Genomic DNA, 17,147 nt, shown 5'->3' on the forward strand with positions numbered 1-17,147 from the left:
CAATGGAATTAGTATTGAAAGACGCGCAGAGCGCGCTGACTGTTTCCGAAACTACCTTCGGTCGTGATTTCAACGAAGCGCTGGTTCACCAGGTTGTTGTTGCTTATGCAGCTGGTGCTCGTCAGGGTACTCGTGCTCAGAAGACTCGTGCTGAAGTAACTGGTTCCGGTAAAAAACCGTGGCGCCAGAAAGGTACCGGCCGTGCGCGTTCAGGTTCTATCAAGAGCCCGATCTGGCGTTCAGGTGGCGTGACCTTCGCTGCTCGTCCGCAGGACCACAGTCAAAAAGTTAACAAAAAGATGTACCGCGGCGCGCTGAAAAGCATTCTGTCCGAACTGGTACGTCAGGATCGTCTGATCGTTGTCGAGAAGTTCTCTGTAGAAGCACCTAAAACTAAGCTGCTGGCACAGAAACTGAAAGACATGGCTCTGGAAGATGTGCTGATCATCACCGGTGAGCTGGACGAGAACCTGTTCCTGGCCGCACGTAACCTGCACAAGGTTGACGTACGCGATGCGACTGGTATCGACCCGGTTAGCCTGATCGCCTTCGACAAAGTCGTAATGACTGCTGATGCTGTTAAGCAAGTTGAGGAGATGCTGGCATGATTCGTGAAGAACGTCTGCTGAAGGTGCTGCGCGCACCGCACGTTTCTGAAAAAGCGTCTACTGCGATGGAAAAAACTAATACCATCGTTCTCAAAGTTGCTAAAGACGCGACCAAAGCAGAAATCAAAGCTGCTGTGCAGAAACTGTTTGAAGTCGAAGTCGAAGTCGTTAACACCCTGGTAGTTAAAGGGAAAGTTAAACGTCACGGACAGCGTATCGGTCGTCGTAGCGACTGGAAAAAAGCTTACGTCACCCTGAAGGAAGGCCAGAACCTGGACTTCGTCGGCGGCGCTGAGTAAGTCGGAGGAGTAATACAATGGCAGTTGTTAAATGTAAACCGACATCTCCGGGTCGTCGCCACGTTGTTAAAGTGGTTAACCCTGAGCTGCACAAGGGCAAACCTTTTGCTCCGCTGGTTGAAAAAAACAGCAAATCCGGTGGTCGTAACAACAATGGCCGTATCACCACTCGTCATATCGGTGGTGGTCACAAGCAGGCTTATCGTATTGTTGACTTCAAACGCAACAAAGACGGTATCCCGGCAGTTGTTGAACGTCTTGAGTACGATCCGAACCGTTCCGCGAACATCGCGCTGGTTCTGTACAAAGACGGTGAACGCCGTTACATCCTGGCCCCTAAAGGCCTGAAAGCTGGCGACCAGATTCAGTCTGGCGTTGATGCTGCAATCAAAGCAGGCAACACCCTGCCGATGCGCAATATCCCGGTTGGTTCTACCGTTCATAACGTAGAAATGAAACCAGGTAAAGGCGGTCAGCTGGCGCGTTCCGCTGGTACTTACGTTCAGATCGTTGCTCGTGATGGTGCTTATGTCACCCTGCGTCTGCGTTCTGGTGAAATGCGTAAAGTCGAAGCAGACTGCCGTGCAACTCTGGGCGAAGTTGGCAATGCTGAGCATATGCTGCGCGTTCTGGGTAAAGCAGGTGCTGCACGCTGGCGTGGTGTTCGTCCGACCGTTCGCGGTACCGCGATGAACCCAGTCGACCACCCACATGGTGGTGGTGAAGGTCGTAACTTTGGTAAGCACCCGGTAACTCCGTGGGGCGTTCAGACCAAAGGTAAGAAGACCCGCAGCAACAAGCGTACTGATAAATTCATCGTACGTCGCCGTAGCAAATAATTTTAGAGGATAAGCCATGCCACGTTCTCTCAAGAAAGGTCCTTTTATTGACCTGCACTTGCTGAAGAAGGTAGAGAAAGCGGTGGAAAGCGGAGACAAGAAGCCCCTGCGCACTTGGTCCCGTCGTTCAACGATCTTTCCTAACATGATCGGTTTGACCATCGCTGTCCATAATGGTCGTCAGCACGTTCCGGTATTTGTAACCGACGAAATGGTCGGTCACAAACTGGGTGAATTCGCACCGACTCGTACTTATCGCGGCCACGCTGCTGATAAAAAAGCGAAGAAGAAATAAGGTAGGAGGAAGAGATGGAAACTATCGCTAAACATCGCCATGCTCGTTCTTCTGCTCAGAAGGTTCGCCTTGTTGCTGACCTGATTCGCGGTAAGAAAGTGTCGCAGGCTCTGGATATTCTGACCTACACCAATAAGAAAGCGGCTGTATTGGTTAAGAAAGTCTTGGAATCTGCCATTGCTAACGCTGAACACAACGATGGCGCTGACATTGACGATCTGAAAGTTACGAAAATTTTCGTAGACGAAGGCCCGAGCATGAAGCGCATTATGCCGCGTGCAAAAGGTCGTGCAGATCGCATCCTGAAGCGCACCAGCCACATTACTGTGGTTGTGTCCGATCGCTGAGACTCTGGAGACTAGCAATGGGTCAGAAAGTACATCCTAATGGTATTCGCCTGGGTATTGTAAAACCATGGAACTCTACCTGGTTTGCGAACACCAAAGAATTCGCTGACAACCTGGACAGCGATTTTAAAGTACGTCAGTACCTGACTAAGGAACTGGCTAAAGCGTCCGTATCTCGTATCGTTATCGAGCGTCCGGCTAAGAGCATCCGTGTAACTATTCACACTGCTCGCCCGGGTATCGTTATCGGTAAGAAAGGTGAAGACGTAGAAAAACTGCGTAAGGTCGTAGCGGATATCGCTGGCGTTCCTGCACAGATCAATATCGCCGAAGTTCGTAAACCTGAACTGGACGCAAAACTGGTTGCTGACAGCATCACTTCTCAGCTGGAACGTCGTGTTATGTTCCGTCGTGCTATGAAGCGTGCTGTACAGAACGCAATGCGTCTGGGCGCTAAAGGTATTAAAGTTGAAGTTAGCGGCCGTCTGGGCGGCGCGGAAATCGCACGTACCGAATGGTACCGCGAAGGTCGCGTACCGCTGCACACTCTGCGTGCTGACATCGACTACAACACCTCTGAAGCGCACACCACATACGGTGTAATCGGCGTTAAGGTATGGATCTTCAAAGGCGAGATCCTGGGTGGTATGGCTGCTGTTGAACAACCGGAAAAACCGGCTGCTCAACCTAAAAAGCAGCAGCGTAAAGGCCGTAAATAAGGAGCGTCGCTGATGTTACAACCAAAGCGTACAAAATTCCGTAAGATGCACAAAGGCCGCAACCGTGGTCTGGCTGCAGGTGCGGATGTTAGCTTCGGCAGCTTCGGTCTGAAAGCTGTTGGCCGTGGTCGTCTGACTGCCCGTCAGATCGAAGCAGCACGTCGTGCTATGACCCGTGCAGTTAAGCGTCAAGGTAAGATCTGGATCCGTGTATTCCCGGACAAACCGATCACTGAAAAGCCGCTGGCAGTGCGTATGGGTAAAGGTAAAGGTAACGTGGAGTATTGGGTTGCCTTGATTCAGCCGGGTAAAGTCCTGTATGAAATGGACGGCGTACCGGAAGAGCTGGCCCGTGAAGCATTCAAGCTGGCAGCAGCGAAACTGCCGATTAAAACCACCTTTGTAACTAAGACGGTGATGTAATGAAAGCAAAAGAGCTGCGTGAGAAGAGTGTTGAAGAGCTGAACACCGAGCTGCTGAATCTGCTGCGTGAGCAGTTCAACCTGCGTATGCAGGCTGCAAGTGGCCAGCTGCAACAGTCTCACCTGTTGAAGCAAGTGCGTCGTGATGTCGCACGCGTTAAGACTTTACTGACTGAGAAGGCGGGTGCGTAATGACCGATAAAATCCGTACTCTGCAAGGTCGCGTTGTTAGCGACAAAATGGAGAAATCCATTGTTGTTGCTATCGAACGTTTTGTGAAACACCCGATCTACGGTAAATTCATTAAGCGTACGACCAAACTGCACGTACATGACGAGAACAACGAATGTGGTATCGGCGACAAGGTTGAAATCCGTGAATGCCGTCCACTGTCCAAGACTAAGTCCTGGACGCTGGTTCGCGTTGTAGAGAAAGCGGTTCTGTAATACAGTACGCATTCTCAACGAATAAACGGCTCAGCGATGGGCCGTTTATTTTTTCTACCCATATCGTTAGAGCGGTGTTATAATGCCGCGCCCCCGATATGGGGCTTTTTTAACGACCTGAATTCGGGTCTCAGTAGTAGTTGACATTAGCGGAGCACTAAAATGATCCAAGAACAGACTATGCTGAACGTCGCCGACAACTCCGGTGCACGTCGCGTAATGTGTATCAAGGTTCTGGGTGGCTCGCACCGTCGCTACGCAGGCGTAGGCGACATCATCAAGATCACCATCAAGGAAGCAATTCCGCGTGGTAAGGTCAAAAAAGGTGATGTGCTGAAGGCGGTAGTGGTGCGCACCAAGAAGGGTGTTCGTCGCCCGGACGGTTCTGTCATTCGCTTCGATGGTAATGCATGCGTTATTTTAAACAATAACAGCGAGCAACCTATCGGTACGCGTATTTTTGGGCCGGTAACTCGTGAACTTCGTAACGAGAAGTTCATGAAAATTATCTCTCTGGCACCAGAAGTACTCTAAGGAGCGAATCATGGCAGCGAAGATCCGTCGTGATGACGAAGTTATCGTGTTAACCGGTAAAGATAAAGGTAAACGCGGTAAAGTTAAGAATGTCCTGTCTTCCGGCAAGGTCATTGTTGAAGGTATCAACCTGGTTAAGAAACACCAGAAGCCGGTTCCGGCTCTGAACCAACCAGGTGGCATCGTAGAGAAAGAAGCAGCTATTCAGATCTCTAACCTTGCAATCTTCAATGCGGCAACCGGCAAGGCTGACCGTGTAGGCTTTAGATTCGAAGACGGCAAAAAAGTCCGTTTCTTTAAATCTAACAGCGAAACTATCAAGTAATTTGGAGTAGTACGATGGCGAAACTGCATGATTACTACAAAGACGAAGTAGTTGCTAAACTCATGACTGAGTTTAACTACAATTCTGTCATGCAAGTCCCTCGGGTCGAGAAGATCACCCTGAACATGGGTGTTGGTGAAGCGATCGCTGACAAGAAACTGCTGGATAACGCAGCAGCTGACCTGACAGCAATCTCCGGTCAAAAGCCGTTGATCACCAAAGCACGCAAATCAGTTGCAGGCTTCAAAATCCGTCAGGGCTATCCGATCGGCTGTAAAGTAACTCTGCGTGGCGAACGCATGTGGGAGTTCTTTGAGCGCCTGATCACTATTGCTGTTCCACGTATCCGTGACTTCCGTGGCTTGTCCGCTAAGTCTTTCGACGGTCGTGGTAACTACAGCATGGGTGTCCGTGAGCAGATCATCTTCCCAGAAATCGACTACGATAAAGTCGACCGCGTTCGTGGTTTGGATATTACCATTACCACTACTGCGAAATCTGACGAAGAAGGCCGTGCTCTGCTGGCTGCCTTTGACTTCCCGTTCCGCAAGTAAGGTAGGGTTACTGAATGGCTAAGCAATCAATGAAAGCACGCGAAGTAAAACGCGTAGCTTTAGCTGATAAATACTTCGCGAAACGCGCTGAACTGAAAGCGATCATCTCTGATGTGAACGCTTCTGACGAAGATCGTTGGAATGCTGTTCTTAAGCTGCAGTCTCTGCCGCGTGATTCCAGCCCGTCTCGTCAGCGTAACCGCTGCCGTCAAACAGGTCGTCCACATGGTTATGTGGGCAAGTTCGGGTTGAGCCGTATCAAGCTTCGTGAAGCCGCTATGCGCGGTGAAGTACCAGGCTTGAAAAAGGCTAGCTGGTAATTGTCACCAATTGAATCACGGGAGTAAAGACAGATGAGCATGCAAGATCCGATCGCGGATATGCTGACCCGTATCCGTAACGGTCAGGCCGCGAACAAAGCTGCGGTCACCATGCCTTCCTCCAAGCTGAAAGTGGCAATTGCCAACGTGCTGAAGGAAGAAGGTTTTATTGAAGATTTTAAAGTTGAAGGCGACACCAAGCCGGAACTGGAACTGACTCTTAAGTATTTCCAGGGTAAAGCTGTTGTAGAAAGCATTCAGCGTGTCAGCCGCCCAGGTCTGCGCATCTACAAACGTAAAGATGAGCTGCCGAAAGTTATGGCGGGACTGGGTATCGCAGTTGTTTCTACCTCTAAAGGTGTTATGACTGATCGTGCAGCGCGCCAGGCTGGTCTTGGCGGCGAAATTATCTGCTACGTAGCCTAATCGGAGGAAAAAATGTCTCGTGTTGCTAAAGCACCGGTCGTTGTTCCTGCCGGCGTTGATGTAAAAATCAACGGTCAGGTTATTACGATCAAAGGTAAAAACGGCGAGCTGACTCGTACTCTCAACGATGCTGTTGAAGTTAAACATGCAGATAATGCACTGACCTTCGGTCCGCGTGATGGTTACGTAGACGGTTGGGCTCAGGCTGGTACCGCGCGTGCCCTGCTGAACTCAATGGTTATCGGTGTTACCGAAGGCTTCACTAAGAAGCTGCAGCTGGTTGGTGTAGGTTATCGTGCAGCGGTTAAAGGGAATGTTGTAAACCTGTCTTTAGGTTTCTCACACCCAGTTGACCATCAACTGCCGGCAGGGATTACTGCAGAATGTCCGACTCAAACTGAAATCGTGCTGAAAGGCGCTGATAAGCAGGTGATCGGTCAGGTTGCGGCAGATCTGCGTGCCTACCGTCGTCCTGAGCCTTATAAAGGCAAGGGTGTTCGTTACGCCGACGAAGTCGTGCGTACCAAAGAGGCTAAGAAGAAGTAAGGTAACACTATGGATAAGAAATCTGCTCGTATCCGTCGTGCGACCCGCGCACGCCGCAAGCTCAAAGAGCTGGGCGCAACTCGCCTGGTGGTACATCGTACCCCGCGTCATATTTACGCACAGGTAATTGCACCGAACGGTTCTGAAGTTCTGGTAGCTGCTTCTACTGTAGAAAAAGCTATCGCTGAACAACTGAAGTACACCGGTAACAAAGACGCGGCCGCAGCTGTGGGTAAAGCTGTCGCTGAACGCGCTCTGGAAAAAGGCATCAAAGATGTATCCTTTGACCGTTCCGGGTTCCAATATCATGGTCGTGTCCAGGCACTGGCAGATGCTGCCCGTGAAGCTGGCCTTCAGTTCTAAGGTAGAGGTGTAAGATGGCTCACATCGAAAAACAAGCTGGCGAACTGCAGGAAAAGCTGATCGCGGTAAACCGCGTATCTAAAACCGTAAAAGGTGGTCGTATTTTCTCCTTCACAGCTCTGACTGTTGTTGGCGATGGTAACGGTCGCGTTGGTTTTGGTTACGGTAAAGCGCGTGAAGTTCCAGCAGCGATCCAGAAAGCGATGGAAAAAGCCCGTCGCAATATGATTAACGTCGCGCTGAACAACGGCACCCTGCAACACCCGGTTAAAGGTGTTCACACGGGTTCTCGTGTATTCATGCAGCCAGCTTCCGAAGGTACCGGTATCATCGCCGGTGGTGCAATGCGCGCCGTTCTGGAAGTTGCTGGAGTTCATAACGTTCTGGCTAAAGCATATGGTTCCACCAACCCGATCAACGTGGTTCGTGCAACTATTGATGGCCTGGAAAATATGAATTCTCCAGAAATGGTCGCTGCCAAGCGTGGTAAATCCGTTGAAGAAATTCTGGGGAAATAAACCATGGCAAAGACTATTAAAATTACTCAAACCCGCAGTGCAATCGGACGTCTGCCGAAACACAAGGCAACGCTGCTTGGCCTGGGTCTGCGTCGTATTGGTCACACCGTAGAGCGCGAGGATACTCCTGCTGTTCGTGGTATGGTCAACGCGGTTTCCTTCATGGTTAAAGTTGAGGAGTAAGAGATGCGTTTAAATACTCTGTCTCCGGCCGAAGGCTCCAAAAAGGCGGGTAAACGCCTGGGTCGTGGTATCGGTTCTGGCCTCGGTAAAACCGGTGGTCGTGGTCACAAAGGTCAGAAGTCTCGTTCTGGCGGTGGCGTACGTCGCGGTTTCGAGGGCGGTCAGATGCCTCTGTACCGTCGTCTGCCGAAATTCGGCTTCACTTCTCGTAAAGCAGCGATTACAGCCGAAGTTCGTCTGTCTGACCTGGCTAAAGTAGAAGGCGGCGTTGTAGACCTGAACACGCTGAAAGCAGCAAACATTATCGGTATCCAGATCGAGTTCGCGAAAGTGATCCTGGCTGGTGAAGTCACTACTCCGGTAACTGTTCGTGGCCTGCGTGTTACTAAAGGCGCTCGTGCTGCTATCGAAGCTGCTGGCGGTAAAATCGAGGAATAAGTAGCAGATGGCTAAACAACCGGGATTAGATTATCAAAGTGCCAAAGGTGGCTTAGGCGAGCTGAAACGCAGACTGCTGTTTGTTATCGGTGCGCTGATTGTGTTCCGTATTGGCTCTTTCATTCCGATCCCTGGTATTGATGCCGCTGTACTTGCCAAACTGCTTGAGCAACAGCGAGGCACCATCATTGAAATGTTTAACATGTTCTCTGGTGGTGCTCTCAGCCGTGCTTCTATCTTTGCTCTGGGTATTATGCCGTATATTTCGGCATCAATTATTATCCAGCTGCTGACGGTGGTTCACCCAACGTTGGCAGAAATTAAGAAGGAAGGGGAGTCTGGTCGTCGTAAGATCAGCCAGTACACCCGCTACGGTACTCTGGTGCTGGCAATATTCCAGTCGATCGGTATTGCTACCGGTCTGCCGAATATGCCTGGGATGCAAGGCCTGGTGATGAACCCTGGCTTTGCTTTCTATTTCACCGCTGTTGTAAGTCTGGTCACGGGAACGATGTTCCTGATGTGGTTGGGCGAACAGATTACTGAACGAGGTATCGGTAACGGTATCTCAATCATCATCTTCGCCGGTATTGTTGCGGGACTCCCGCCAGCCATTGCCCATACTATCGAGCAAGCGCGTCAAGGCGACCTGCACTTCCTCGTGTTGCTGTTGGTTGCAGTATTAGTATTTGCAGTGACGTTCTTTGTTGTATTTGTTGAGCGTGGCCAACGCCGCATTGTGGTAAACTACGCTAAACGTCAGCAAGGTCGTCGTGTCTATGCTGCACAGAGCACACATTTGCCGCTGAAAGTGAATATGGCCGGGGTAATCCCTGCAATCTTCGCTTCCAGTATTATTCTGTTCCCAGCGACCATCGCGTCATGGTTCGGGGGCGGTACTGGTTGGAACTGGCTGACAACAATTTCGCTGTATTTGCAGCCTGGGCAACCACTTTATGTGTTACTCTATGCGTCTGCGATCATCTTCTTCTGTTTCTTCTACACGGCGTTGGTTTTCAACCCGCGTGAAACAGCAGATAACCTGAAGAAGTCCGGTGCATTCGTACCAGGAATTCGTCCGGGAGAGCAAACGGCGAAGTATATCGATAAAGTAATGACCCGCCTGACTTTGGTCGGTGCGCTTTACATTACCTTTATATGCCTGATCCCGGAGTTCATGCGTGATGCAATGAAAGTACCGTTCTACTTCGGTGGAACCTCACTGCTTATCGTTGTTGTCGTGATTATGGACTTTATGGCTCAAGTGCAAACTCTGATGATGTCGAGTCAGTACGAGTCTGCATTGAAGAAGGCGAACCTGAAAGGCTACGGCCGTTAATGGTCGCCCGAGAAGTTACGGAGAGTAAAAATGAAAGTTCGTGCTTCCGTCAAGAAATTATGCCGTAACTGCAAAATCGTTAAGCGTGATGGTGTCATCCGTGTGATTTGCAGTGCCGAGCCGAAGCATAAACAGCGCCAAGGCTGATTTATTCGCATATTTTTCTTGCAAAGTTGGGTTGAGCTGGCTAGATTAGCCAGCCAATCTTTTGTATGTCTGTACGTTTCCATTTGAGTATCCTGAAAACGGGCTTTTCAGCATGGTGCGTACATATTAAATAGTAGGAGTGCATAGTGGCCCGTATAGCAGGCATTAACATTCCTGATCAAAAACATGCTGTGATCGCATTAACTTCGATCTACGGCATCGGCAAGACCCGTTCCAAAGCCATCCTGGCTGCAGCGGGTATCGCTGAAGATGTTAAGATCAGTGAGCTGTCTGAAGGACAAATCGACACGCTGCGTGACGAAGTTGCCAAATTTGTCGTTGAAGGTGATCTGCGCCGTGAAATTAGCATGAGCATCAAGCGCCTGATGGATCTTGGTTGCTATCGCGGTTTGCGTCATCGTCGTGGTCTCCCGGTACGCGGTCAGCGCACCAAGACCAACGCACGTACCCGTAAGGGTCCGCGCAAACCGATCAAGAAATAATCGGGGTGATTGAATAATGGCAAAGGCACCAATTCGTGCACGTAAACGTGTAAGAAAGCAAGTCTCTGACGGCGTGGCTCATATCCATGCTTCTTTCAACAACACCATCGTGACTATCACTGATCGTCAGGGTAACGCGCTGGGTTGGGCAACAGCCGGTGGTTCCGGTTTCCGTGGTTCTCGCAAATCTACTCCGTTCGCAGCTCAGGTTGCAGCAGAGCGTTGCGCTGACGCCGTGAAAGAATACGGTATCAAGAATCTGGAAGTTATGGTTAAAGGTCCGGGTCCAGGCCGCGAATCTACTATTCGTGCTCTGAACGCCGCTGGTTTCCGCATCACTAATATTACTGATGTGACTCCGATCCCTCATAACGGTTGTCGTCCGCCGAAAAAACGCCGCGTATAACGCTTCGTTTTCCAGGTTTGTTGGAGAAAGAAAATGGCAAGATATTTGGGTCCTAAGCTCAAGCTGAGCCGTCGTGAGGGCACCGACTTATTCCTTAAGTCTGGCGTTCGCGCGATCGATACCAAGTGTAAAATTGAACAAGCTCCTGGCCAGCACGGTGCGCGTAAACCGCGTCTGTCTGACTATGGTGTGCAGTTGCGTGAAAAGCAAAAAGTTCGCCGTATCTACGGTGTGCTGGAGCGTCAGTTCCGTAACTACTACAAAGAAGCAGCACGTCTGAAAGGCAACACCGGTGAAAACCTGTTGGCTCTGCTGGAAGGTCGTCTGGACAACGTTGTATACCGTATGGGCTTCGGCGCTACTCGTGCAGAAGCACGTCAGCTGGTTAGCCACAAAGCTATTATGGTAAACGGTCGTGTTGTTAACATCGCTTCTTATCAGGTGAGTCCGAATGACGTTGTTAGCATTCGTGAGAAAGCGAAGAAGCAGTCTCGCGTGAAAGCCGCTCTGGAGCTGGCTGAGCAGCGTGAAAAGCCAACCTGGCTGGAAGTTGATGCTGGCAAGATGGAAGGTACGTACAAGCGTAAGCCTGAGCGTTCTGATCTGTCTGCGGACATTAACGAACACCTGATCGTCGAGCTTTACTCCAAGTAAAGCTTAGTACCAAAGAGAGGACACAATGCAGGGTTCTGTGACAGAGTTTCTAAAACCGCGCCTGGTAGATATCGAGCAAGTGAGTTCGACGCACGCCAAGGTGACCCTTGAGCCTTTAGAGCGTGGCTTCGGCCATACTCTGGGTAACGCACTGCGCCGTATTCTGCTCTCATCGATGCCGGGTTGCGCGGTGACCGAGGTTGAGATTGATGGTGTACTACATGAGTACAGCACCAAAGAAGGCGTTCAGGAAGATATCCTGGAAATCCTGCTCAACCTGAAAGGGCTGGCGGTGAGAGTTCAGGGTAAAGATGAAGTTATTCTTACCTTGAATAAATCTGGCATTGGCCCTGTGACTGCAGCCGATATTACCCATGATGGGGATGTCGAAATCGTCAAGCCGCAGCACGTGATCTGCCACCTGACCGATGAGAACGCGTCTATTAGCATGCGTATCAAAGTTCAGCGCGGTCGTGGTTATGTGCCGGCTTCTACCCGAATTCATTCGGAAGAAGATGAGCGCCCAATCGGCCGTCTGCTGGTCGACGCATGCTACAGCCCTGTAGAGCGTATTGCCTACAATGTTGAAGCAGCGCGTGTAGAACAGCGTACCGACCTGGACAAGCTGGTCATCGAAATGGAAACCAACGGCACAATCGATCCTGAAGAGGCGATTCGTCGTGCGGCGACCATCCTGGCAGAACAACTGGAAGCTTTTGTTGACTTACGTGATGTACGTCAGCCAGAAGTGAAAGAAGAGAAACCAGAATTCGATCCGATCCTGCTGCGCCCTGTTGACGATCTGGAATTGACTGTCCGCTCTGCTAACTGCCTTAAAGCAGAAGCTATCCACTATATCGGTGATCTGGTACAGCGTACTGAGGTTGAGCTTCTTAAGACGCCTAACCTTGGTAAAAAATCTCTTACTGAGATTAAAGACGTGCTGGCTTCCCGTGGACTGTCTCTGGGCATGCGCCTGGAAAACTGGCCACCGGCAAGCATCGCTGACGAGTAACCGGATCACAGGTTAAGGTTTTACTGAGAAGGATAAGGTCATGCGCCATCGTAAGAGTGGTCGTCAACTGAACCGCAACAGCAGCCATCGCCAGGCTATGTTCCGCAACATGGCAGGTTCACTGGTTCGTCATGAGATCATCAAGACGACCCTGCCTAAAGCGAAAGAGCTGCGTCGCGTAGTTGAGCCGCTGATTACTCTTGCCAAGACTGATAGCGTAGCTAATCGTCGTCTGGCATTCGCCCGCACTCGTGATAACGAGATCGTGGCAAAACTGTTTAACGAACTGGGCCCGCGTTTCGCGAGTCGTGCAGGTGGTTACACTCGTATTTTGAAGTGTGGCTTCCGTGCTGGTGACAACGCGCCGATGGCTTACATCGAGCTGGTTGATCGCTCTGAATCGAAAGCAGAAGCTGCTGCAGAGTAATCTGTAGTAACGTAAAAAAACCCGCTCCGGCGGGTTTTTTTATATCCAAAGTACCCCCATTATCTACACTATCTGTACTCTTTTTGTTCATCCCCTGGAGTCTTCTATGTGGTTACTGGACCAGTGGGCGGAGCGCCATATTATGGACGCACAGACCAAAGGCGAGTTTGATAATTTGCCCGGTCGCGGCGAGCCTCTCGTTCTGGATGATGATTCTCATATCCCCGCTGAGCTTCGCGCGGGTTATCGTTTATTGAAAAATTCAGGCTGCCTTCCCCCTGAACTGGAACAGCGAAAGGAGGCCATTCAGTTACAGGATCTCCTGAAAGATATAGATCAGGATGATCCAAAATATCCGGAGATCGGTCGTCGGTTGTCACTGCTGGAAATGAAACTCCGCCAGGCCGGGTTAAGCACGGAATTTTTACGTGGTGAGTATGCTGAAAAGTTGCTGGGTAAAATGAGAAATAACTAACGGAGAAAATATGTATCGCATTGGTGAGCTGGCGAAGCTGGCAGAAGTGACTCCTGATACCATCCGCTACTACGAAAAACAGCAAATGATGGAACATGAGGTGCGTACAGAGGGTGGTTTTCGGCTGTATACGGAACAAGATCTTCAGCGCCTGAAATTCATTCGCTACGCGCGTCAGCTTGGGTTTACTCTCGACTCGATCCGTGAACTGCTGTCGATCAGAATCGACCCCGAGCACCATACCTGCCAGGAGTCGAAAGGGATCGTGCAGGAGAGGCTTAAAGACGTAGAGGCAAGGATTGCGGAACTGCAGACGATGCAGCGTTCTTTGCAACGTCTGAATGACGCTTGCTGTGGTTCTGCACATAGCAGCGTTTATTGTTCCATTCTGGAAGCGCTTGAACAGGGCGCCAGTGGCGTCAAGTCAGGCTGTTGATTTATTCCATTGGCGGGACTAAACTCGCGCCGTTAAACCACACAAACTGGAGTTATTATGAGTCGTTATCAGCACACGAAAGGGCAGATAAAAGACAACGCTATCGAGGCGTTATTGCATGACCCGCTGTTCAGACAGCGCATTGAAAAAAATAAGAAAGGAAAGGGAAGTTATTTACGCAAAGGTAAACATGGCAACAGAGGTAACTGGGAGGCCAGTGGCAAGAAAGTCATTCACTTTTTTACCACTGGCCTTCTGCTTTCAACGGTCTCTTAAGAACGGTTATTTTGTTCTTTTAACAGATCGCGGATTTCAGTCAGCAGGACTTCCTCTTTTGTCGGCGCAGGTGCGGCCGCTGGCTCTTCTTTCTTACGATTGAGTTTGTTAATTAGCTTAATCGCCATAAAAATAGCGAATGCGACAATCACAAAATCGAAGATATTTTGAATAAACACGCCGTAGTGCATCACGACTGCCGGAATGTCACCCTGCGCTTCACGCAGTGTCACCGCAAACTGTTTGAAATCGATCCCGCCAATTAATAAACCGAGTGGCGGCATGATGATATCAGCAACTAATGATGAAACAATCTTCCCGAATGCCGCACCAATAATGACACCCACCGCCAGGTCAACAACATTCCCGCGCATCGCGAATTCGCGAAACTCTTTAATAATACTCATTTTATTCTCCCTATGCAGCTGATGTAATAAGTTTAACAAATGTTAAGCCAATTGCCATTTAAGTCTCAATATTAATGACGTGAATTAAGCCTTGATAACTCAGGGGATTTAGAAGGGTGCTAATTATGCACCCTTCTAAGTTAAAGGAAGAAAGGACTTGGCTGGAATAAACGTTCAACGTCAGTAATAAACTTTTTGTCCGTCAGGAACATAATGACGTGGTCACCCTGTTCAATACGCAAATTATCATTAGCAATCATCACATCGTTACCACGAACGACGGCGCCAATGATTGTACCTGGCGGCAGTTTAATTTCGTCAATAACGCGGCCCACCACGCGTGACGTACTTTCATCACCGTGCGCAACGGCTTCGATAGCCTCTGCCACACCACGGCGTAATGAGGAGACGCCAACGATATCTGCTTTGCGCACATGGCTGAGCAGAGCGGAAATGGTTGCCTGCTGCGGTGAAATTGCGATATCGATGACGCTGCCTTGCACCAGATCGACATAGGCGCGGCGCTGAATAAGCACCATGACTTTCTTTGCGCCCATCCGTTTAGCTAACATGGCAGACATAATGTTAGCTTCGTCGTCGTTGGTCACTGCAATAAACAGATCAACCTGATCGATGTGCTCTTCAGCCAGCAACTCCTGATCCGACGCATCACCAAAAAATACGATCGTATTTTGCAGTTTTTCCGCCAGTTCAGCAGCGCGCTGTTGATCGCGTTCGATCAATTTCACGCTGTAATCTTTTTCAAGACGATGAGCCAGACCCGCTCCGATGTTACCGCCGCCAACCAGCATGATGCGCTTATACGGTTTTTCGAGGCGTTGTAATTCACTCATTACCGCACGAATATGCTGCGATGCGGCAATAAAGAACACTTCGTCACCCGCTTCCACAATGGTAGAGCCCTGCGGACGAATCGGTCTGTCATGGCGAAAAATCGCGGCCACGCGTGTATCGATATGTGGCATGTGCTCACGCATGGTGGAAAGTGCGTTACCAATCAACGGGCCGCCATAATAGGCTTTGACGACCGCCAGACTGACCTTGCCTTCAGCGAAATTCACCACCTGCAATGCGCCCGGATATTCAATAAGACGATAAATACTATCGATGACCAACTGTTCTGGCGCGATCAAGTGATCGATAGGCACGGCCTCAGTATGAAACAATTTGTCTGCATCACGGACATAGTCGGGAGAACGAATACGGGCGATACGGTTCGGCGTATTGAATAACGAGAAGGCAACCTGACAGGCCACCATATTCGTTTCATCTGAACTGGTCACGGCAACTAACATATCAGCGTCATCCGCGCCGGCTTCGCGCAAAACGCGAGGGTGAGAACCGTGCCCCTGAACGACACGCAAATCGAATTTGTCCTGCAGGCTGCGCAGACGTTCACCATTGGTATCAACCACGGTGATATCGTTGTTTTCGCCGACCAGGTTCTCTGCCAGCGTTCCACCGACCTGACCTGCGCCCAGAATGATTATTTTCATCAGTCGTGACCCGTTATCTCATCACTTTTTGATTAGCTTAGCGTAAAAGAAGCCATCGCCTTCTTCTGCGCCGGGTAGATTTTGCTTACCCGGATGTTCTGGCGTTCCTGTTTCGCTGAGCGTTGCATCCGCAGTGCGTTGTAGGAACGCGTACACCTGTTGGCTGTTCTCTTCTGGCAATACAGAACAGGTAGCGTAAACCAGCGTTCCACCGGATTTCAGATGTGGCCAGATAGCATCGAGAATTTCAGCCTGCAATTTTGCTAACTCGGCAATATCGCGATCGCGGCGTAGCCATTTGATATCGGGATGGCGGCGGATCACGCCGGTGGCAGAGCAGGGGGCATCTAACAGAATACGGTCAAACTGCTGCTCACCACACCACTGCGCAGGATAACGTCCATCTCCCTGCTTAACAGTGGCTTTCATTCCAAGACGTTTCAGGTTGTCGTAGACGCGGGAAAGGCGCTGTTCATCAACATCAACCGCCAACACTTCAGCTTCCGGAGCCGCTTCGAGGATATGCGTGGTTTTCCCCCCTGGCGCCGCGCAAAGATCCAGAATCTGTTCGCCGTTTTGCGGAGCAAGAAAAGTGATGCAGCCTTGAGCTGAGGCATCCTGAACGGTGACCCAACCTTCATCGAAGCCAGGGAGAGCATGAACTGGGGCAGGGGTTTCCAGACGCACGGCGTCGGGATAGTCAGGATGTGGTACGCCTTTCATACCGGCGTCTTCGAGCAATGCTAGCCAACTGTCCCGAGAATGGTGTGTACGGTTAACACGTAGCCACATAGGCGGACGCTGGTTATTGGCTTCAACAAGGGATACCCATTGTTCGGGATACGCTTTTTGCAGGCGCTTAAGCAGCCACGACGGATGTAAATAGCGCGCATCACTGCTGGTAAACTCCGCAAGTAACTCTTCCTGTTGACGCTGGAACTGGCGAAGAACGCCGTTTATCAGTCCTTTAAGCTGCGGACGTTTAATCGCAACCGCCCCTTCGACTGTTTCCGCCAGCGCGGCATGAGGAGGAATTCGGGTATGCAGTAATTGATAGAATCCCACCATAATTAAATAGTGTACGGTACGCTGTTTCCCGGTCATCGGGCGGGACATCAGTTTATTGATTAGCCACTCAAGCTGCGGCAGCGTGCGCAATACCCCAAAGCACAACTCTTGCAACAGCGCTTTGTCTTTATCGGAGACTTTTTGTTGTAGCGGCGGCAGGACATTGCTCAGTGAATGCCCTTGCTCAACGACCTGTTCAACGGCCTGTGCCGCCATACTGCGTAAGTTCAGTTTCTTATTCATAACCGCAAAAATAAAAATGCCCGGTATCACCGGGCGAAGTAAAAGGTGGCCG

The 17,147-nt window shown here is 50.3% G+C and carries 32 protein-coding genes; 29 read left to right on the forward strand and 3 right to left on the reverse strand.

Annotated features, from left to right (window positions below; all coding sequences use genetic code 11):
• The first annotated feature begins 2 nt into the window (after positions 1-2).
• The 29 genes from rplD to arfA all read left to right on the forward strand — a co-directional run bounded on the left by rplD (position 3) and on the right by arfA (position 13,860).
• Positions 3-608 (forward strand): 50S ribosomal protein L4, encoded by a 606-nt coding sequence (gene rplD, locus HVY19_RS01850; protein WP_000424395.1) that lies wholly within the window; start codon positions 3-5, stop codon positions 606-608.
• On the forward strand, positions 605-907 hold the full coding sequence (gene rplW / locus HVY19_RS01855; protein WP_000617546.1) for a 50S ribosomal protein L23: 303 nt from the start codon (positions 605-607) through the stop codon (positions 905-907). The genes rplD and rplW overlap by 4 nt, the downstream gene beginning before the upstream one ends.
• Positions 908-924: 17 nt before the next feature.
• Positions 925-1,746: a 50S ribosomal protein L2 gene (rplB, locus tag HVY19_RS01860; RefSeq protein ID WP_000301869.1), complete on the forward strand. Its 822-nt coding sequence runs from the start codon at positions 925-927 to the stop codon at positions 1,744-1,746.
• Between the two features lie 16 nt (positions 1,747-1,762).
• Positions 1,763-2,041, forward strand: a complete 279-nt coding sequence (gene rpsS, locus HVY19_RS01865; protein WP_001138117.1) for a 30S ribosomal protein S19 — start codon at positions 1,763-1,765, stop codon at positions 2,039-2,041.
• 14 nt (positions 2,042-2,055) lie between these two features.
• Complete coding sequence (gene rplV / locus HVY19_RS01870) at positions 2,056-2,388, forward strand: 50S ribosomal protein L22 (protein WP_000447529.1); 333 nt, start codon at positions 2,056-2,058, stop codon at positions 2,386-2,388.
• 17 nt (positions 2,389-2,405) lie between these two features.
• Positions 2,406-3,107 carry a 30S ribosomal protein S3 gene (rpsC, locus tag HVY19_RS01875; protein WP_000529945.1) on the forward strand — a complete coding sequence of 234 codons (702 nt, stop codon included), beginning with the start codon at positions 2,406-2,408 and terminating at the stop codon, positions 3,105-3,107.
• 12 nt (positions 3,108-3,119) lie between these two features.
• Entirely contained in the window at positions 3,120-3,530 is a 411-nt protein-coding gene (gene rplP, locus HVY19_RS01880; RefSeq protein ID WP_000941208.1) for a 50S ribosomal protein L16, read from the forward strand.
• Positions 3,530-3,721 (forward strand): 50S ribosomal protein L29, encoded by a 192-nt coding sequence (rpmC, locus tag HVY19_RS01885; protein WP_000644742.1) that lies wholly within the window; start codon positions 3,530-3,532, stop codon positions 3,719-3,721. Before rplP ends, rpmC begins: the two co-directional genes overlap by 1 nt.
• On the forward strand, positions 3,721-3,975 hold the full coding sequence (gene rpsQ / locus HVY19_RS01890) for a 30S ribosomal protein S17 (protein WP_002438707.1): 255 nt from the start codon (positions 3,721-3,723) through the stop codon (positions 3,973-3,975). The genes rpmC and rpsQ overlap by 1 nt, the downstream gene beginning before the upstream one ends.
• A 162-nt stretch (positions 3,976-4,137) precedes the next feature.
• Complete coding sequence (gene rplN / locus HVY19_RS01895; RefSeq protein WP_000613954.1) at positions 4,138-4,509, forward strand: 50S ribosomal protein L14; 372 nt, start codon at positions 4,138-4,140, stop codon at positions 4,507-4,509.
• Positions 4,510-4,519: 10 nt separating this feature from the next.
• Positions 4,520-4,834, forward strand: a complete 315-nt coding sequence (gene rplX / locus HVY19_RS01900) for a 50S ribosomal protein L24 (RefSeq protein WP_003031122.1) — start codon at positions 4,520-4,522, stop codon at positions 4,832-4,834.
• A 14-nt stretch (positions 4,835-4,848) separates the two neighbouring features.
• Positions 4,849-5,388, forward strand: coding sequence for a 50S ribosomal protein L5 (gene rplE / locus HVY19_RS01905; RefSeq protein ID WP_003031123.1), 540 nt, complete (start codon positions 4,849-4,851; stop codon positions 5,386-5,388).
• A 14-nt stretch (positions 5,389-5,402) separates the two neighbouring features.
• A complete protein-coding gene (gene rpsN / locus HVY19_RS01910) occupies positions 5,403-5,708 on the forward strand; it encodes a 30S ribosomal protein S14 (protein ID WP_001118929.1) in 306 nt (101 codons plus the stop codon).
• A gap of 33 nt (positions 5,709-5,741) precedes the next feature.
• Positions 5,742-6,134 carry a 30S ribosomal protein S8 gene (rpsH, locus tag HVY19_RS01915; RefSeq protein WP_000062611.1) on the forward strand — a complete coding sequence of 131 codons (393 nt, stop codon included), beginning with the start codon at positions 5,742-5,744 and terminating at the stop codon, positions 6,132-6,134.
• Positions 6,135-6,146: 12 nt separating this feature from the next.
• Positions 6,147-6,680, forward strand: a complete 534-nt coding sequence (rplF, locus tag HVY19_RS01920; RefSeq protein WP_012135817.1) for a 50S ribosomal protein L6 — start codon at positions 6,147-6,149, stop codon at positions 6,678-6,680.
• Positions 6,681-6,689: 9 nt separating this feature from the next.
• A complete protein-coding gene (rplR, locus tag HVY19_RS01925; protein WP_000358956.1) occupies positions 6,690-7,043 on the forward strand; it encodes a 50S ribosomal protein L18 in 354 nt (117 codons plus the stop codon).
• Between the two features lie 14 nt (positions 7,044-7,057).
• On the forward strand, positions 7,058-7,561 hold the full coding sequence (rpsE, locus tag HVY19_RS01930; RefSeq protein ID WP_000940121.1) for a 30S ribosomal protein S5: 504 nt from the start codon (positions 7,058-7,060) through the stop codon (positions 7,559-7,561).
• A gap of 3 nt (positions 7,562-7,564) precedes the next feature.
• Positions 7,565-7,744 carry a 50S ribosomal protein L30 gene (rpmD, locus tag HVY19_RS01935; RefSeq protein WP_001140434.1) on the forward strand — a complete coding sequence of 60 codons (180 nt, stop codon included), beginning with the start codon at positions 7,565-7,567 and terminating at the stop codon, positions 7,742-7,744.
• Between the two features lie 3 nt (positions 7,745-7,747).
• The gene (gene rplO, locus HVY19_RS01940) at positions 7,748-8,182 is read left to right on the forward strand and encodes a 50S ribosomal protein L15 (RefSeq protein WP_001238917.1); all 435 of its coding nucleotides are present in this window, start codon (positions 7,748-7,750) and stop codon (positions 8,180-8,182) included.
• Between the two features lie 7 nt (positions 8,183-8,189).
• On the forward strand, positions 8,190-9,521 hold the full coding sequence (gene secY, locus HVY19_RS01945; RefSeq protein ID WP_181682738.1) for a preprotein translocase subunit SecY: 1,332 nt from the start codon (positions 8,190-8,192) through the stop codon (positions 9,519-9,521).
• A gap of 30 nt (positions 9,522-9,551) precedes the next feature.
• Entirely contained in the window at positions 9,552-9,668 is a 117-nt protein-coding gene (gene rpmJ / locus HVY19_RS01950) for a 50S ribosomal protein L36 (RefSeq protein ID WP_000868187.1), read from the forward strand.
• Positions 9,669-9,814: 146 nt separating this feature from the next.
• Positions 9,815-10,171 (forward strand): 30S ribosomal protein S13, encoded by a 357-nt coding sequence (gene rpsM / locus HVY19_RS01955; protein ID WP_013099021.1) that lies wholly within the window; start codon positions 9,815-9,817, stop codon positions 10,169-10,171.
• 16 nt (positions 10,172-10,187) lie between these two features.
• The gene (rpsK, locus tag HVY19_RS01960; protein ID WP_001029684.1) at positions 10,188-10,577 is read left to right on the forward strand and encodes a 30S ribosomal protein S11; all 390 of its coding nucleotides are present in this window, start codon (positions 10,188-10,190) and stop codon (positions 10,575-10,577) included.
• Between the two features lie 33 nt (positions 10,578-10,610).
• The gene (rpsD, locus tag HVY19_RS01965) at positions 10,611-11,231 is read left to right on the forward strand and encodes a 30S ribosomal protein S4 (protein ID WP_000135226.1); all 621 of its coding nucleotides are present in this window, start codon (positions 10,611-10,613) and stop codon (positions 11,229-11,231) included.
• Positions 11,232-11,256: 25 nt separating this feature from the next.
• Positions 11,257-12,246 (forward strand): DNA-directed RNA polymerase subunit alpha, encoded by a 990-nt coding sequence (gene rpoA, locus HVY19_RS01970; RefSeq protein ID WP_001162094.1) that lies wholly within the window; start codon positions 11,257-11,259, stop codon positions 12,244-12,246.
• Positions 12,247-12,286: 40 nt separating this feature from the next.
• Positions 12,287-12,673: a 50S ribosomal protein L17 gene (gene rplQ, locus HVY19_RS01975; protein WP_001216372.1), complete on the forward strand. Its 387-nt coding sequence runs from the start codon at positions 12,287-12,289 to the stop codon at positions 12,671-12,673.
• 106 nt (positions 12,674-12,779) lie between these two features.
• Positions 12,780-13,148: a DUF1992 domain-containing protein gene (locus HVY19_RS01980; RefSeq protein WP_181682739.1), complete on the forward strand. Its 369-nt coding sequence runs from the start codon at positions 12,780-12,782 to the stop codon at positions 13,146-13,148.
• 10 nt (positions 13,149-13,158) lie between these two features.
• A complete protein-coding gene (gene zntR, locus HVY19_RS01985) occupies positions 13,159-13,584 on the forward strand; it encodes a Zn(2+)-responsive transcriptional regulator (RefSeq protein ID WP_181682740.1) in 426 nt (141 codons plus the stop codon).
• A 57-nt stretch (positions 13,585-13,641) separates the two neighbouring features.
• Positions 13,642-13,860, forward strand: coding sequence for an alternative ribosome-rescue factor ArfA (gene arfA / locus HVY19_RS01990; protein ID WP_181682741.1), 219 nt, complete (start codon positions 13,642-13,644; stop codon positions 13,858-13,860).
• Here arfA and mscL read toward each other — a convergent pair.
• The 3 genes from mscL to rsmB form a co-directional block, all read right to left on the reverse strand.
• Complete coding sequence (mscL, locus tag HVY19_RS01995) at positions 13,857-14,267, reverse strand: large-conductance mechanosensitive channel protein MscL (RefSeq protein ID WP_181682742.1); 411 nt, start codon at positions 14,265-14,267, stop codon at positions 13,857-13,859. The genes arfA and mscL overlap by 4 nt on opposite strands.
• Before the next feature lie 140 nt (positions 14,268-14,407).
• Entirely contained in the window at positions 14,408-15,784 is a 1,377-nt protein-coding gene (trkA, locus tag HVY19_RS02000) for a Trk system potassium transporter TrkA (RefSeq protein ID WP_181682743.1), read from the reverse strand.
• A 21-nt stretch (positions 15,785-15,805) separates the two neighbouring features.
• Positions 15,806-17,095 carry a 16S rRNA (cytosine(967)-C(5))-methyltransferase RsmB gene (rsmB, locus tag HVY19_RS02005; RefSeq protein WP_181682744.1) on the reverse strand — a complete coding sequence of 430 codons (1,290 nt, stop codon included), beginning with the start codon at positions 17,093-17,095 and terminating at the stop codon, positions 15,806-15,808.
• Positions 17,096-17,147: the final 52 nt, after the last annotated feature.

It is taken from the genome of Citrobacter sp. RHB25-C09 (assembly GCF_013836145.1).
Taxonomy (GTDB): Bacteria; Pseudomonadota; Gammaproteobacteria; order Enterobacterales; family Enterobacteriaceae; genus Citrobacter_A.